Origin of the sequence: Sulfitobacter sabulilitoris, from assembly GCF_005887615.1 — a bacterium.
Lineage (GTDB): Bacteria > Pseudomonadota > Alphaproteobacteria > Rhodobacterales > Rhodobacteraceae > Sulfitobacter_E > Sulfitobacter_E sabulilitoris.
Genome location: NZ_VANS01000004.1, coordinates 320,927 through 336,549, shown reverse-complemented (window position 1 = coordinate 336,549; position 15,623 = coordinate 320,927). Strand labels below are relative to the sequence as shown.

General features: G+C 64.9%; 14 protein-coding genes. 11 read left to right on the top strand and 3 right to left on the bottom strand.

Going from position 1 to position 15,623, the window contains the following annotated elements:
- The first annotated feature begins 85 nt into the window (after nt 1-85).
- The 8 genes from FDT80_RS15740 (at nt 86) to FDT80_RS15705 (ending at nt 10,581) form a co-directional block, all read left to right on the top strand.
- Nucleotides 86-838 carry a prepilin peptidase gene (locus FDT80_RS15740; RefSeq protein ID WP_138663263.1) on the top strand — a complete coding sequence of 251 codons (753 nt, stop codon included), beginning with the start codon at nt 86-88 and terminating at the stop codon, nt 836-838.
- A gap of 98 nt (nt 839-936) precedes the next feature.
- Complete coding sequence (locus tag FDT80_RS15735) at nt 937-2,520, top strand: SEL1-like repeat protein (RefSeq protein ID WP_138663262.1); 1,584 nt, start codon at nt 937-939, stop codon at nt 2,518-2,520.
- 8 nt (nt 2,521-2,528) lie between these two features.
- Complete coding sequence (locus FDT80_RS15730; RefSeq protein WP_170311897.1) at nt 2,529-3,752, top strand: tetratricopeptide repeat protein; 1,224 nt, start codon at nt 2,529-2,531, stop codon at nt 3,750-3,752.
- Between the two features lie 121 nt (nt 3,753-3,873).
- Nucleotides 3,874-4,296, top strand: coding sequence for a hypothetical protein (locus FDT80_RS15725; RefSeq protein ID WP_170311896.1), 423 nt, complete (start codon nt 3,874-3,876; stop codon nt 4,294-4,296).
- 41 nt (nt 4,297-4,337) lie between these two features.
- Entirely contained in the window at nt 4,338-5,516 is a 1,179-nt protein-coding gene (locus FDT80_RS15720) for a hypothetical protein (protein ID WP_138663259.1), read from the top strand.
- Nucleotides 5,517-5,685: 169 nt separating this feature from the next.
- A complete protein-coding gene (locus FDT80_RS15715; RefSeq protein ID WP_170311895.1) occupies nt 5,686-6,498 on the top strand; it encodes a sulfotransferase in 813 nt (270 codons plus the stop codon).
- A gap of 31 nt (nt 6,499-6,529) precedes the next feature.
- On the top strand, nt 6,530-7,483 hold the full coding sequence (locus tag FDT80_RS15710; protein WP_138663257.1) for a hypothetical protein: 954 nt from the start codon (nt 6,530-6,532) through the stop codon (nt 7,481-7,483).
- On the top strand, nt 7,480-10,581 hold the full coding sequence (locus tag FDT80_RS15705) for an FG-GAP-like repeat-containing protein (protein ID WP_138663256.1): 3,102 nt from the start codon (nt 7,480-7,482) through the stop codon (nt 10,579-10,581). Before FDT80_RS15710 ends, FDT80_RS15705 begins: the two co-directional genes overlap by 4 nt.
- Nucleotides 10,582-10,715: 134 nt before the next feature.
- Here the strand turns inward: FDT80_RS15705 and choV are convergent, their stop codons facing one another.
- The 3 genes from choV to choX form a co-directional block, all read right to left on the bottom strand.
- On the bottom strand, nt 10,716-11,723 hold the full coding sequence (gene choV, locus FDT80_RS15700) for a choline ABC transporter ATP-binding protein (protein WP_138663255.1): 1,008 nt from the start codon (nt 11,721-11,723) through the stop codon (nt 10,716-10,718).
- The gene (gene choW, locus FDT80_RS15695; protein WP_138663254.1) at nt 11,720-12,571 is read right to left on the bottom strand and encodes a choline ABC transporter permease subunit; all 852 of its coding nucleotides are present in this window, start codon (nt 12,569-12,571) and stop codon (nt 11,720-11,722) included. The genes choV and choW overlap by 4 nt, the downstream gene beginning before the upstream one ends.
- Before the next feature lie 106 nt (nt 12,572-12,677).
- Nucleotides 12,678-13,601, bottom strand: a complete 924-nt coding sequence (gene choX / locus FDT80_RS15690; protein ID WP_138663253.1) for a choline ABC transporter substrate-binding protein — start codon at nt 13,599-13,601, stop codon at nt 12,678-12,680.
- Between the two features lie 364 nt (nt 13,602-13,965).
- Here choX and FDT80_RS15685 point away from each other — a divergent pair, with 364 nt between their 5' ends.
- The 3 genes from FDT80_RS15685 (at nt 13,966) to FDT80_RS15680 (ending at nt 15,539) form a co-directional block, all read left to right on the top strand.
- Entirely contained in the window at nt 13,966-14,442 is a 477-nt protein-coding gene (locus FDT80_RS15685) for a pseudoazurin (protein WP_138663252.1), read from the top strand.
- Nucleotides 14,443-14,706: 264 nt separating this feature from the next.
- A complete protein-coding gene (locus FDT80_RS18920; protein WP_170311894.1) occupies nt 14,707-14,862 on the top strand; it encodes a hypothetical protein in 156 nt (51 codons plus the stop codon).
- The gene (locus FDT80_RS15680) at nt 14,859-15,539 is read left to right on the top strand and encodes a Crp/Fnr family transcriptional regulator (protein ID WP_138663251.1); all 681 of its coding nucleotides are present in this window, start codon (nt 14,859-14,861) and stop codon (nt 15,537-15,539) included. The genes FDT80_RS18920 and FDT80_RS15680 overlap by 4 nt, the downstream gene beginning before the upstream one ends.
- Nucleotides 15,540-15,623 lie beyond the last annotated feature (84 nt).

Below are 15,623 nucleotides of genomic sequence, written 5' to 3'. Positions count from 1 at the left end.
GCCAATCGCGCGCCCCACCGTTCCGCCACGCCACCGCCCGCGTGACAATGGACAAGCCGGGGGCGGCTGCCTATCACTCGGATCCATGCCCAGTGAGATCGCCCTTGCCGTATTGCTGCTGCTCTGCGCCCCGGCGGTCGGGTCGTTTCTGGGCGTGGTGATCGACCGTGTGCCGCGCGGCGAAGACGTCGTGGCCCGGCGGTCCGCCTGTCGCGCCTGCGCCCGGCCCCTGGCCCCGCGCGACCTTGTACCGGTGCTGTCCTTTGTCGCCAGGCGCGGTCGCTGCGCAAGCTGTGGCGCGGCAATTCCGCCCTGGCTTCTTTATACCGAACTGGCGGCGACCGGGGCCGCCCTTGTGGCCCTCGCCGCGGGGGGTGGACCGCTGCAGGTGTTGCTGAACGCCGGGCTGTTGTGGCTGCTGCTGGCGCTGGCGGTCAGCGATCTGCAATGGTTGCGCCTGCCCGATGTGCTGGTGGCGTCGCTCGGGCTGCTGGTCGCGGCGCATGTCATCCTGTTTGCCGATCCCGGCGCGGCGGTCTTGGGCGCGGCACTCGGGGCCGGAAGCTTCTGGGGGCTGCGTGCGGGCTACCGCAGGCTGCGCGGTCGCGAGGGGCTGGGATTGGGAGACGTGAAACTCATGGCGCCGCTGGGCGCGCTGACGGGCCCGTGGGATCTGCCGCTGATGGTCCTGCTGGCCGCGCTTGTCGCGCTGGCCGCCGCGCTGATCCTGGGCGCGCGCGCCGGCCACACGCTCGACGCCGCGCAGCCGCTGCCCTTTGGCGCGCCGCTCTGCGCGGCGACGGCGCTGGTGCATCTCTTCTGGGTGGGCGCGATTTGATACTCGCCTCATGTGGCAAAGCCCGCTAGGCTTTGGCACAGGCCGCCACCGGCCTTTTTTGTCGTTCGTCCTGATTGGTCCTGAAAAGCTTGCACCGTATGATGTTTCCACCGCGCCTGCCGATCCTCGCCCCGACCCGCGCCGCGCTTGCGATCGTCATCGCCATGCTGCCGATCTGGACCCATGCACAAGACAGCGCCGGCCCGCTGCCCGACATGACGTCGATCGAACAAGCCTGGGAGCGCGGCGATTATGTCACCGTACGCGATGGCCTGCGCCAGCTGGCCCAGGATACCGGAACCCCACTGGCGCAGTACCGCTATGGGCAGGTGCTGCTGGAAGGGCGTGGCGGCCCGCGCGATCTGGCGGGCGCGATCACATGGCTGCAACGCGCGGTGGACCAGACCCATCCGCAGGCGGCCACGATGCTGGCGCGGATCTACCTGACGGGCTACGAAGAGGCGCCGCGCGATCCGGCGCGGGCCGCGTCGCTGCTGGCGCGCGCCGCCACACGCGGCGATGCGCAGGCGCAATATTACCTGGGCTTGCTGACCCTGAACGGCGATGGCGTCGCGCGCGACCCGCAAGCCGCCTTCAACTGGTTCCTCGCCGCCGCCGAGCAGGAGCATACCCAGGCCCAGTTCGAACTGGCCCGTGCCTACCGCACCGGGACCGGCGTCACGGCGGACCCGGCGGCGATGCAGCGCTGGCTGACCGCCGCGGCCGAGGCCGGCCACACCGAAGCGCAATATACACTTGCCCGCGCCCTTGACACCGGCACTGATGCGGCGCCGGACCGGGCACGGGCCCTGCGCTGGTATCGCCGCGCCGCCGAAGGCGGATTGCCGATCGCGCAGCGCCTGTTGGGCATGGCCTACCTGACCGGCGATGGCGTCGTGCAAGACAGCGCGGAGGCGCTGCGCTGGCTGCTGCAGGCGGCGGAGGCCGGCGATCCCGGCGCGCTGAACAATCTCGGCCACGCCTTTGCAACCGGTCAAGGCGTGGACCGCGACGATGCCCGCGCCGCGCTTTGGTACGAGCGCGCCGCTGGCGCAGGGGTGGCCCGCGCCATGACGGTGATGGGCCGTTTCCATGAGACCGGGCGCGGCGTCGCCAGGGACATGGACCGCGCCGTCGCGTTCTACAGGCAGGCCGCGGAGCAGGGCGACCCACGCGCCAGCGAACGGCTGGGATCGCTGGCCGCCAGCCAGGCGCTGGAGGGGCGCGTCGCACCGCAGTTGACGGTGCCCTGGGTCCTGGCCGCGGCCCGTGCCGGAGACAGCGCCGCCCTGTCGCTGCTCGAAGCGCAGGCCGAGGATGGGCTGCGGGCCGCGCAGACCGGGTTGGGCGCGCTGCTGATCGAGGACGATACCCGCCATGCGCAGGGCATCGCGCTGCTGACCCGCGCGGCCACAGCCGGTGCCACCGACGCGCAGGCCGCGCTTGGGCAGGTATATGTCACCGGCGCCGCCGGGGTTGCGCAGGATTACGTCACCGCGCATGGCTGGCTGAACCTGGCCGCCGCGGGCGGAAGCCAAAGCGCGGCGGACACCCGCGACCTGATCGCGTCGCTGATGACGCCGGGGCAGATCGCCGATGCGCAGGCGATGGCCCGCGCGCTTTATGCGGCGCAAGCGGCACAGACACCGCGGACACCGCAGACCGTGACCGTCACCGAATGAGGGCCGCGATGCTGAATGCCGGGCTGGCACGCGCCCGTGCCTTGGCCCTGACCTTGCTGATCACCCTGCCCGCCCCGGCCGGCCTGGCGCAGGTGGTGGAGGCCGCGCCGCTGGACGACCTGATCGCCGCGGCCACGGCGGGCGGTCCGCTGGCGCAGCGCAAACTGGGGCAGCGCTACCATGACGGCGACGGCGTCTTGCAGAACTTTGCCACGGCGGCGCAGTGGTTCGGACGCGCCGCAGAGGCCGGCGATGCCGAAGCTCAGAACAGGTTGGGCCGCTATTATCACTCCGGTCTCGGATATGAACACGACCCCGATCGCGCGCGTCATTGGCTGGAGGCCGCCGCGGCACAGGGCGACCCGGACCATATCTTCGACCTCGCGGCAGTGCTGGAGCCGTCGGATCCCGAACAGGCCGCCGCGTTGTATGCGCAAGCCGCCGACGCCGGCCATATGGATGCCGCCGTCAGCCTGGGCGTGCTGTTCCAGAACGGCAACGGCGTGACACAGGACACCGCGCGCGCCCTTCAGCTCTACGAGGCTCCGGCTGCTGTCGGGCACCCGCGCGCGCAAAACAACCTCGGGCTGCTCTACGTCCGCGGCACCGGCGCGCCGCAGGATTACGACCGCGCGGCCAAGCTGTTTGCCGCCGCGGCGGATCAGGGGCTTGGCACGGCCATGACCAACCTTGGCGTGATGTATGAAAACGGATTTGGCGTGCCCCAGAGCGACGACGAAGCCGCGCGCCTTTATCGGATGGCGGGGGAACTGGAACGGACAGAGGCCGACGCGGCGCAGGCCTTTGTCTATGATGCCCGCTTGCAACCGCTGGATCCCGGCATGCTGTCCGGTGTGGCGCGGATGGCGCGGACAGGCGACCCGGTGGCCCAATTTCAACTTGGCTGGGCGCTGGTCAGTGCCGAGGCCCCGCAGCCGCCCCATTGGGCACAGGCCGCGCGTCTTTTCCAGGCGGCAGCCGATCGTGGCCATGCACCGTCGATGACCAACCTCGGGCTGCTCTACGTGCGCGGGCTGGGCGTTCCGCAGGACTATGTTCTGGGTCAGATGTGGCTGGTTCTGGCGGCCACGGCCGGCCTGCCGGACGCGACCCTGAGCAGCAGCGCCCTGCGCCGCAAAATGACCCCGGAGCAGATCAACGAGGCCCAGTCACGCGCCACTCAGGCCTGGCAAAAGGCGCAAGAGGACGCGATTGTTTTCGATATTCGTTAATAATCTGCTTAGCGATTTTCGAAAAATGTAGTAATAGCGGAAGTGCATTGGCAATTTTTTGACGCAATCTTGCGCGTCCGTTCGGGTACGCCCATGCCGTTATCAGCAAGCAGGGGGTTCCATGCCGTTTCAATTCAAACCGTTGGCTGTGACCTTGTTGTTGTCCGTGGTAACCGCATCCGGCGCTCTGGCCGCCGACCCCGTGCAACAACACAATTCCAACGCCATCTGGTTCGAAAACTGGATCGGGCTGAGCAATGCGACCCTGGTCGTGGCCGCGCCCAACGGCAAGATCACCGACATTCACGCGCCCACGGGCACACCTGTGTTCGAACTCGACCGCGCCGATGCGCTGGACGGCATTTATCGCTATGAGTTGCGCGCGGCGACCGAAGAGCAAAGCAAGATCGTCAACCAGATCGACAACGGCCGCGGCGACGACGCGCGCGATACCGCAGCGGTGCCTTTCTATGCATCGGGGTATTTCGAAGTGTCGCGCGGAGCGATCATCACGCCGGACGACATCAAAGAAGACAACGGCTGAACCCCGGCCAACGGGGTCATATTTCAAAGGGAGAGTGCGACATGGCACATTATTTTAGACTTTCATCCGCAGCAAAGGTGCTTGGCACCACGGCCCTTGGCCTGATGGGTACATTGGCGCAGGCCGATCAGCAAATTCTCGACGACCTGATCGTCGATGGCAGCGCTTGTATCGGACAGGATTGCGTGAACGGCGAAAGCTTTGGCTTCGACACCCTGAGGCTCAAGGAAAACAACTTGCGCATCAAGGCGCAGGATACATCCAGTACCGGCAGCTTTCCGACCAATGACTGGCAGTTGACCTTCAACGACAGCTCGAACGGCGGGCAAAACAAGTTCTCGATCGACGATATTGATGGCGGCAGGACGCCCTTCACCATCGAAGCGAGCGCACCCAGCAATTCGCTCTATGTCGAAGACTCGGGGCAAATTGGCCTTGGCACCAGCAATCCGGTGGTCGAAGCGCATATCGTCGACGGCGACAGTCCGACCATCCGTCTTGAGCAGGATGGCTCCTCCGGCTTTACGCCGCAGACCTGGGACATCGCCGGCAATGAAACCAACTTTTTTGTCCGCGATGTAACCAACGGATCCAGGTTGCCGTTCAAGATCAAGCCAAGCGCGCCGACCAACAGCCTTTTCGTGAATACGAACGGTGACATCGGGTTCGGAACACAAAGCCCGCAGGCCTCTGTCCACCTGGCTTCGACCGATGGCACGGCACAGATGAGGCTTTCTGAAAACAGCGCGACACAGCAAAAACGTGTGATGCTGAAAATGGAGAATAAGGGCGATCCGGCGATCGAGATGGGGAACTCGGCCTTTCCTACGATCCTATGGGAAATGCGCGCTGGCCAGCGTTTCATCATCGACGACAGCCTGAATTCGAGCACGTCCAATTTTCCGTTCGACCTGTCGGCAAATGGCGATCTGATCCTGTCGGGGTCCTTGACCACGGGCGGCAGCGGCGCCTGTTCCAGCACGCCATGCGACGCGGTGTTCGATCCGGAGGTCTATACCGTACCGTCCATTGCCGAACACGCCAAAGAGATGTGGCAGAACAAGCATCTGCCCGCCGTTGGACCGACCCTGGTCGGCGATCCGATCAACATGACCGAAAAGATGCTGCGCATGCTCAACGAACTGGAACATGCACATATCTATATCGAGCAGTTGCACGGGCGAGTGGAAACTCTGGAAACCGCGCTCAATCTGGAGTGACCGAAACCTGATCGACGCGCCAGAGCGGATCTGCGACCAAATGAAATGCCCTTGATCCCGCTTGTGTTTTCTGGCGGGATACAAGGTGTACTTGTCACTTCAGGGATCGCGTCCAATGCTCGCAACCGGATCTGTTCGGCGTTCAAGTGATCATCGGCTGGATGCGCCGGTGATTTTCGTCGGCCGCGGCGGGAGCGGGACTCGACTGGTCAGCAAGATCGCGATGGATGCCGGGGTCTTTCTGGGCACCGATATCAACCCGACCAACGATTCAATGGAGTGGCGCGACCCGATATACGAGATCGCGTTGGAAAAAATGGCGACGGGCGCGCCGATCGACACGCGGCAGGCCGAAGACGTAGAAAGCACACTGCGGGACTGCGCCCGCGCCATCCTGGACCGGGCCGGCGGACAGGTTGGCGCGCATTGGGGCTGGAAGCTGCCCGAGACGATGTTCATCCTGCCGGAGGTGCTGCACGCCTTTCCAAACGCGCGGGTCGTTCATCTCCTGCGGCATCCGGTCACCTGTTGTCTGCGCAACCGGCACGTGACCTCGGACCCACGCCATCGCGTCGGGGCGATGGTGCTCAAGGCCGCCTACCACGCGCTGAACATCGCGCCCGGGGACTACGACTGCGACGAAGCCACGCTCGACAATGCCGTGTCGTGGGCCTACCAGGTCGGGGCGGTTGCCCGCCTGACGCGCGATCCCGACATCGCCGGTCGTGTGCTTTCCGTCTGCTACGAGGATATTTTCGATGATTGGTCAGGGTTTGCGTTCAGGCTGTCGGGCTTCATCGGCGTTGGACAAGAGCAGTTGATCCGGCCCATCCTGGACCCCGCGCGCCGCCGGGCCTTCGACGATGACGACCCCCGCATCGCGCCGGTCTGGTCATTGTGCAAGGACATCGCCCAAGGCTTCGGCTACGCCCTGGAAACCGGCGCAAAGGCTCCATCGCACCGAAGCCTTTTCAATGCATGACGTACCACTGCTTCAGAAGTTTTGAGCCCCCATGCACCTGAATGTCCAGTCGACACGTCTGTTTCCAAAGAACCTCGGTGCCGACGCCTACGTCCTGACCGGCATCGCCGCGCGCTGCGACTGGGTGTTTCTAAGCGATACGGCGCAACCGCAAACGCATCTTGTGCGCCGGGTCGAAACGCGGGCACCCAGGCATGTCTACTTGTCCCTGAGATCGCCGGCGGTCGCGCTCAAGGGGTTCGTCGAACAGGTACTTCCACTGCTCGAGGACAGCTTCGTTCTGGTCAGCGGTTCGGAAGACGTCACGCTGCCCAACCAGATCGACGCACGCTGGAACAGCTTTGCGGACACCTGTCCGGGCGCCGTTGACGCCATTCTAGCGGCACCGGGCCTGACGCACTGGTTCGTCGAAAATCTCGACGATGCCACGAATTCGAAGATGTCTCCCTTGCCGCTGGGGATGGTCTTTCCTGATCCCGAAGCCACCGACTGGATCGCGATTCCGCCTCATATACCGTTCAGCGAACGGCCCATCAGGGTTCTGTGCGGGCATCGGGTTCGAAGCGGGGCGCAGTGGGACGCCCGAAAGCGGATCACGCAAACCGCGCGAGAGCACTGGGCGGATTGGTGCACTGTCTTGGAAGAAGAAGTCACCGAGGCCGATTTCCTCGCCCTGATGCAAGACCACGCCTTTGTCATCTGTGCCGAAGGCGGTGGGCTCGATCCCTCTCCGAAAGCGTGGCAAACACTTCTGCATGGATCAGCGCCGATCATAAGGTCGAGCCCGACCGCAAGTGCCTACGCGGACCTGCCCGTTGCCTTTGTGCCCGACTGGAGGCCGGAAGACCTCACCCGGCGGAAGCTCGCGGACTGGCACTCGGCGCTCGCATCGCGTTTCGACGCGCCCGAGGCCAGGACGCAAATTCATGCTCGGCTCGGCATCGAATACTGGTGGGCCAAGATCCAGGAAAGGGCGCGCCCTTGACCAAGTTCATCATCCCCCCCTTTCAGAAACGCTTTTTCCTCGCACTGCTGCTCATCGTCGTTCTGGCCTACCTGTTCTGGACCGGGTCGCGCTATCCCAGCCTCGATGAAAAAGCGGTCATGTCCGGCGCGATCCAGCTTGAGGATTCGCTGAGCTTCGAGGCGAAATTCGCGGTCGATGCCGGCATGGGTCTGGCCGAGCGGATCTTCTGGACCACGCTCAACTGGATCGACACCAACCTCAAGGGCATGACCTTTGGCGTGCTGTTTGCCGCCGCATTCCTGACCGCGCTGTCCTATCTGCGCACCAAAAGCTTTCGCGGGGGGTTTTCCAACGCGCTGCTGGGGATGGTGATCGGCACGCCGCTGGGTGTCTGCGTCAACTGCGCCGCACCGATCGCGCGCGGCATGTACACTGGCGGATTGCGCGCCGAAACCACGCTGGCGGCGATGATCGCCTCGCCTACGCTCAATGTCGTCGTCCTGACGATGCTGTTTTCGCTGCTGCCGGTCTACATGGCGCTGACCAAGATCGCGTTCAGCCTTGTGGTGATCCTGCTGGCGGTGCCGCTGATCTGCCGGACTCTGCCGCGGCGCGAAATCGCACCCGGCCCCGCGATCACCTTGCCGACGCAGGACTGGACCCTAGGCGCGGCGCTGACCCAAAGCGCGCCGGCGGCCGATGACGCGCGCCCCGAACACGTGGTCAAAGCCGCACGGGCGGTGATCGGCAGCTACCTGCGAAACCTGTGGTACATTCTGCGCATGACGGTGCCGCTGATGCTGCTTGCGGGGCTCCTTGGCGCGACGGCCGCCACGCTGCTGCCGCAGGGCCTGATCCTCGGGCTGGAATTCTCGCTGCTGGCGCTGCTGGCCATCGCCGTGGTCGGGCTGTTCCTGCCGGTGCCCATCGCCTTTGACGTGGTCGTGACCGGCGCATTGCTCACGGCGGGCCTTGAACAGGGCTATGTGATGGCGCTGCTGTTCACCCTCGGCAGCTTCAGCGTCTACTCGTTCTTCATCGTTGCACAGGCCATGGGCGGGCGCGCGGCCTGGATGATGGCCGGCGCGGTGCTGGCGCTCGGTGTTGTCGCGGGACTGGGCGCGCAGGGCTATCACACCTGGCAGAGCGACCGGGCGCTGAGGATGCTCTTGGGCGATGCACGGCCCTCCGCCCACATGCCCTGGGCGGCGCAGGCCGCCACCACGACCGCCGATCCCGAACCGCAGATCACCGTCACCGCCACCCCCTTTGCCGCACGATCGCCTGCCGATGCCACCCCCTTCACCCGGATCGAAGCGCTTCAGGTTGGCATCGACAAACCTTTGGAGTTTTCCTTTGCCGACATGTGGCCGCCGTTCTGGGAAGGCCGCAGCCTCGCTTCGGGCGACATCGACCGTGACGGCGACCTCGACCTCGTCGTCGCCTCGACCGAAGCGGGTCTGTATCTTTACGAAAACGACGGCACGGGCCAATTTTCCCGCGTCGCGCTTGATCTTGGCCCCTTGACCCGACTGCCGGTGTTCAACGCGGTGCTGGCCGATGTCGACAATGACGGCTGGCGCGATCTGATCCTTGCCACGTACCGCGAAGGCAATTTCGTCTGGCGCAACCGCTTGGGCCAATTCGCGGGCGCGCCGACCCGCATTGCCATGCCGGACGATCATGTGCTCAGCCTCGCGCTCAGTCTCGCGGATGCGGACCGCGACGGCGATCTGGATCTCGCCTTGGGAAACTGGGCCGCTGGCTGGTATCGCCGTGTCCCCGGCGAGGAAAGCCGCAACGCGATCCTGTGGAACGACGCCGCCAGCGGGGGCGGCACATTCGGCACGCGCACCACCGCCCTGCCCGGCATCCCCGGCGAGACCCTGTCGATCCTGTTTTCGGACATCGATGGCAACGGCACCGCCGATCTGCTGGTCGGCAACGATTTCGAGGTCCCGGACTATGTCTACTTGGGCGATGGTGCGGGCGGGTTCACCGCCATCACCCATGCCGACGCGCGCCTGCCCCACACCACGACGACCACCATGTCGATCAAGACCGCGGACCTGCTGAACGACGGCACGCCCGACCTGTACTTCGCGCAGATTGCCGGGCGATCTTCGGGCGTGTCCGATACGCTCAAGATGCAACCGCTGTCGCACTATTGCGACGCGATCGCCGACGCGCAGGCCAAGGCCACCTGCGCCGCCAACATGGACATCAAGCGCTGGTACAAATCCGGCAACCAGTTCGACCCGACCTACGCCGGCAAGTGTCAGACCCTGGCGGGCCGGGCGCAGGCCGAATGCAAGGCGATGCTGGTCAAGGATCTGGCGATCCAGCGCAACGATGCGGCGATTTGCAAGCTGATCCCCCTGGGCGAGCCGCGTGCCCGCAGCTATTGCGACCTGCACTTCCTGCCCGCGCGCCCGATCACCGCCGCCGAGAGCGACGCCGCCGTACCGCAGATCCTGCGGTCCAACGTGCTGTTGGAGCGGGAGGGCGACGGCGACAGCTACACCGACACGGCCGAGGCCCGCGGGCTTGAGGTCGGCGGCTGGAGCTGGGACACCAAGATCGCGGATTTCGACAATGACGGCTGGCAGGACGTCTATATCGTCAACGGCACCTGGGTCCCGAACGAGGTTTCGCCCTCGAACCTGTTTTTTCATAACAATGGCGATGGCACCTTCACCGAGGCCTCCGGCCCCTTCGGGCTTGAGGATTACCTGATGACGGCCGCCGCCACCGCCTTTGACATCGACAACGACGGCGATCTGGACATGGTCACCCATCCGGTCAACGGGCCGCTTGTGCTGTTTCGGAACGCGGGCCAGACAGGTGGGGCCATCGCCTTTGAATTGCGCGACCACGTCGGCAACCGCGACGGGATCGGCGCACACCTGCGGCTTGCCGACGACAGTCCGCGCATCCAGTCCCGCGAAATCGTGCTTGGCGGCGGGTTCATGTCGTTTGACGCGCCGCGCGTGCATTTCGGGCTGGGGGATCAAGACGCCGCAACCCGGGCCGAGATCACCTGGCCCGACGGCCAGACCACGGTGATCGAGGGTCCGTTGCAGGCAGGGGCGCTTTACACGGTCACGCGGCGCTGACCCGCGACTGCCGGGCGTCGATGGCTGTGGTGCATCGCGCGGCTGCGCGCATGGCTGCGGTCGGATGCGATCCTATGGTGAGCGGAATGGGCCGGCGACGGCAGGTCGTCGTCGGCCCTGTTGCCGGGGCTGCGTCACTCGGCAATGCGCCGCAGCAGGCTTTCGCGCGACACCTGGCCCACGGGTGCGCCGTTCTCCTCGACCAGCAGCGCGTCGTTTGACTGTATCTGCTGCAGGATGTCGCGGACCGGGGTTTCCACGTCGATGGCGGGGCCGGCACAGTTGCCCTGCTCCATGACATCGCGCGCCGTCAGCACGCCCAGAGGGTTCATATGCGCCACGAATTCCGCGACATATTCATTCGCGGGATGTGTGAAGATGTCGCGCGGGGTGCCGCATTGAACGATCCGCCCGCCTTCCATGATGGCGATGCGGTTGCCGATCTTGAAAGCCTCGTCGAGATCGTGACTGACAAAGATGATCGTGCGGTTGCGCTTGGCCTGCAGATCAAGAAGCTCGTCCTGCAAGCGGCTGCGGATCAGCGGGTCCAGCGCCGAAAACGGCTCGTCCATCAAAAGGATCGGCGCGTCGGTGGCAAAGGCGCGCGCAAGGCCGACACGCTGCTGCATCCCGCCCGACAACTCGCCCACAAGCGCATCGGCGCGATCGGCCAGCCCGACAAGCGCGAGTTCCTCATCCACACGGGCGATGCGGTGCCGGGCCGGCATGCCGCCCAGTTCAAGCCCCAGCCCCACGTTGTCGCGCACCGTGCGCCACGGCAGCAACCCGAATTGCTGAAACACCATCGCCACGTGGCTGAGCCGGATGGCGCGCAGGGTCTTGGCGTTGGCCTGCGTGACCGAGACCATCCCGTCGGGGCCCTTGATCCGCACATCGCCCCGAACCACCGGGTTCAGCCCGTTGACCGCGCGCAGCAGCGTCGACTTGCCCGATCCCGACAGCCCCATGAGAACAAGGATCTCACCCTCTTCCACCGTCAGCGAGCAGTTGTGCACGCCCAGCACCTGCCCTGTCGCCTCGTTGATCTCGGGACGGTTCTGGCCCGCGTCCATCAGCGGCAGCGCCGCTTGCGGCTTTTGGCCGAAGACGATGGATACGTTATCGAAAACGACCGCGCTCATGTCCGGTTCACCCGCAACATCCGGTCAAGGATGATGGCCACCACCACGATCACCAGCCCGCTTTCAAAACCCAGCCCCTTGTCCACGCGGTTCAGCGCGTTGACCACCGGCTTGCCAAGACCGTTGGCGCCCACAAGCGCCGAAATCACGACCATCGACAGCGACAGCATGATCGTCTGGTTCAGACCCGCCATGATCTGCGGAAAGGCAGAAGGCAGTTCGACTTTCCAAAGCAATTGCCGCTTTGTGGCGCCAAAGGCCTCGGCCGCCTCGACCAGCGCGGTGGGTGTGTTCGACACGCCCAGATGCGTCAGGCGAATGGGCGCGGGCAGCACGAAGATGACGGTCGCGACCAGCCCCGGCACCTCGCCAAGACCGAAAAACACGATGGCGGGGATCAGATAGACGAAGGTCGGCAGCGTCTGCATGATGTCGAGGATCGGGAGGACCCAGGCATAAAGCCGGGGCCGGTGCGCCATCGCGATACCGATGGGCACGCCCGCAGCCATGCACACCATGCAGGCCGACAGGACCAGCGTCAGCGTCTCGATCGTTTCTTCCCAGTAATCCTGATTGAGGATGAACAGGAACCCGAGCGCGACCAGAAGACAGATCTTCCAGTTTTTCTGCAGCATCCACGTCACGCCGACGAAACCGAGGATCAGCAGGAGGGCCGGGATCGTCTCGAAGGTCCAGAGGATTCCGTCGGTCATCGCCTCGAGCAGATAGGCCAGCCCGTCAAAGAACCAAACCATGTTCCGTTCCAGCCAGTCAAAGACCAGTTCGGCCCCGTCGTCGATCGGAAATTTATAGTCCTTGAGCCATTCGAGGCGCAAAAAAGGCTCCATGTTGCCCGGCCTTCCGTTCAAGCCCGCAATCGGCCATCCGCCATGCGCGCTGTGTCAATTCAAACGCAGGCCCCGCCCGGTCGGCGGGACCTGCATGCAGGCGGGGTCAAAGACCCAAGGAGGCTTTCACCGCGGCGGGCGCGTCGCCGCCGTCCTTTGTGGTCACACCGTCGAGCCAGCCCATGATCGCATCGGGATTGGCCGAAAGCCACGCGGTTGCCGCGTCGCGCGGGTCGGCGCCGTCGTTCAGGATGGCGCCCATGATCTCGTTTTCCATCGACAGCGAAAATTCGAGGTTCTGAAGCAGTTTGCCCACGTTGGGGCATTCCTCGACGTAGCCGGCCGTGACATTGGTCGCCACTTCCGCGCCGCCCAGGTTCGGACCGAACCAGTCGTCGCCCCCCTCGAGGTAGGTCATGTCGAACTTGGCGTTCATCGGGTGCGGCTCCCAGCCAAGGAACACGATGGGCTGGTCGCGCTTGCTCAGGCGATCCACCTGCGCCAGCATCCCCTGTTCGGAGCTTTCGACCAGCTCGAAGCCCGACAGGCCGAAGGCGTCGGCGTCGATCATGTCCTGGATCAGGCGGTTGCCGTCGTTGCCCGCTTCTATGCCGAAGATCTGACCGTCAAGCGCCTCCGCGTTCGCGGCGATCGCCTCGAAGCTGTCGAGGCCAAGCGCCGCTCCGGCCGCGTTGGTGGCCAGCGTGTACTTGGCGCCCGTCAGGTTGGTGCGCACGGTCTCGACGGTGCCGGCCTCGCGGTAGGGGGCGATGTCGGCCTCCATCGTCGGCATCCAGTTGCCGAGGAAGACATCGACGTTGCCCTCGGCCAGCGAAATGTAGGTGACGGGAACAGACAGCACTTCCACTTCCGTCTCATAGCCCAGCGCCTCGAGGACAACGGTCGTCGCCGCCGTCGTCGCGGTGATGTCGGTCCAGCCCACGTCGGAGAAGGTGACCTTGTCACAATCGGCAAAGGCGGCGCCCGCCGACAGCATGGCCAGCACGGACAGGGTATTTCGAAGGTACATTGGTGTTCTCCCGTTTTCGTTGCACGTTTTTTCAAGTGTTTCCGATAGCGGCCGTCGTGATCGACCTCTCTTGGGTCAGTATCACAACAGTTGCGGGGCAATGCCACCAAGAAACCTTGCCACGAGTGTATACGATGCGCGGCCCGCGTAAATCCACGTTTCAAACGGCGCGTGGCCCTGTGCACGGTTTTCACATCCGCGACGGCGGTCCGGCCACGCCGCCGACCCGCCAGCCCCTGCCCCGCGGTCGGCCCGCCTGCCGGAACACTGCGCCAGACTGTCGCGATCTCGGGATCGTGAGGTGCAGGTTGCGGTCCGCTGACTACCTCACCCCCAGACGAAATCAAATAACGGAGAAATCACAATGCGTAAGATTTTGCTGGCATCCACCCTGCTGATCGGGTCCTCCTTCGCGGCGCTGGCCGACACGATCGAGATCGAGATGCTCAACAAGAACGAAGCGGGCGACCGGATGGTGTTCGGTCAGGAACTGATCCGCGCCGAAGTCGGCGATGTCATCCGGTTCGTGCCCACGGACAAGTCGCACAATGCGCAGTCCGTCAAAGGCGCGCTGCCCGACGGGCAGGAGGCGTTCAAGGGCAAGATGAACGCCGCCGTGGAATACACGGTCACCGAACCCGGACTGACCGCCGTGGTGTGCCTGCCGCACCAGGCGCTCGGGATGGTCGCGCTGGTGGTTGTCGGTGATGACCTCGGCAACGCGGACGCGATCCTCGATGCCCGTGTTCCGGGCAAGGGCAAGGACAAGCTCGAAGCCCTGATCGAAGAGGCACGGACCACCGCGCCCGCCGCCGAGCAGCCCGCAGACCAGAGCAGCTAAGACCTGCCCGTGACCAAGGGGCGAGCCGCCGTCGCCAGACGCCCCGCACGGGCGCCGCTGCATGGCGACGGCGTTGCAAGAATTCGCCGCCCTCAACACTTCCAATCGGACAAACGCCTGCCCTGTCGCAAGCGCCGATTGTCCGCAAGCGCGCAGTCCCCGTCTACCCGGTGTCTGGTTGTTTCGACCCTGATCGGATGATCGGGGGTCGATTGTGCGCGCCGCAGTTCCGATATAGCGTTCATCAGGCTAACAGGATCCTCCATGACAGTGACGGCCCTTACCCATTCTGCGCTGCGTGACGTGCAGCGTGCCGCAGGCGCGGCGCGTATCATCAAGGGTGCGGACGATGTGGCGCGCATGGCTCAGGCGGCCGGGGCTACGGTGCGGTGCGTGACCTGCACGCGGGCCTCGTCATGACCGGCGCGACGCAAGGCGACCAATGGGTAGATCGGTTTCCCGGCCTCGCCCGGCTGGAGACCGCCACCAAGCAACTGCTTTTCGACCGCAGCACTATCGTGAACGTGCCCAGCGGCGTGACGATCTTCGGTCCGGGCAAGTCGCCTGAAAACATGCTCTTTCTGCTGGACGGCACGGTCCGGGTGCAGCAGGTGTCCAACTCCGGGCGGGAAATCGTGCTCTACCGCATCCACGCCGGTCAAAGCTGCGTGCTGACCACCGCCTGCCTTCTGGCCTATGAGGACTACGCCGCCGAAGGCATTGCCGAGACAGACGTGCGCGCCGCCGCCGTGCCGCGCACCGTATTCGACGATCTGGTGGCGCAGTCGAAATCCTTTCGCGACTTTGTCTTTGCAGCGTTCTCAAAACGGATCACCGACCTGTTCCTGATGATCGACGAAGTCGCGTTTCAACGGATCGACGTGCGTCTGGCCGACAAGCTGATCAAGCTGTCGGACGATCGCAACACGGTCGCCACCACGCATCAGAAGCTGTCGCTCGAACTGGGCACCGCGCGCGAGGTGATCTCGCGCCAATTGCAGGAATTCCAGCGGCGCGGCTGGATCGAACAGGCGCGCGGGTGCATCCATCTGCTCGACCCTGCAAAGCTGGAAATCCTTGCCGCGAACGGATCGTGACAGGCGCCCCCGTCGGGAATACGTGACAGGGCCCTGACACCTGGCCTGCGCGCGCCCTCCGCGGGCGGGGGCGGACAGAGCCGT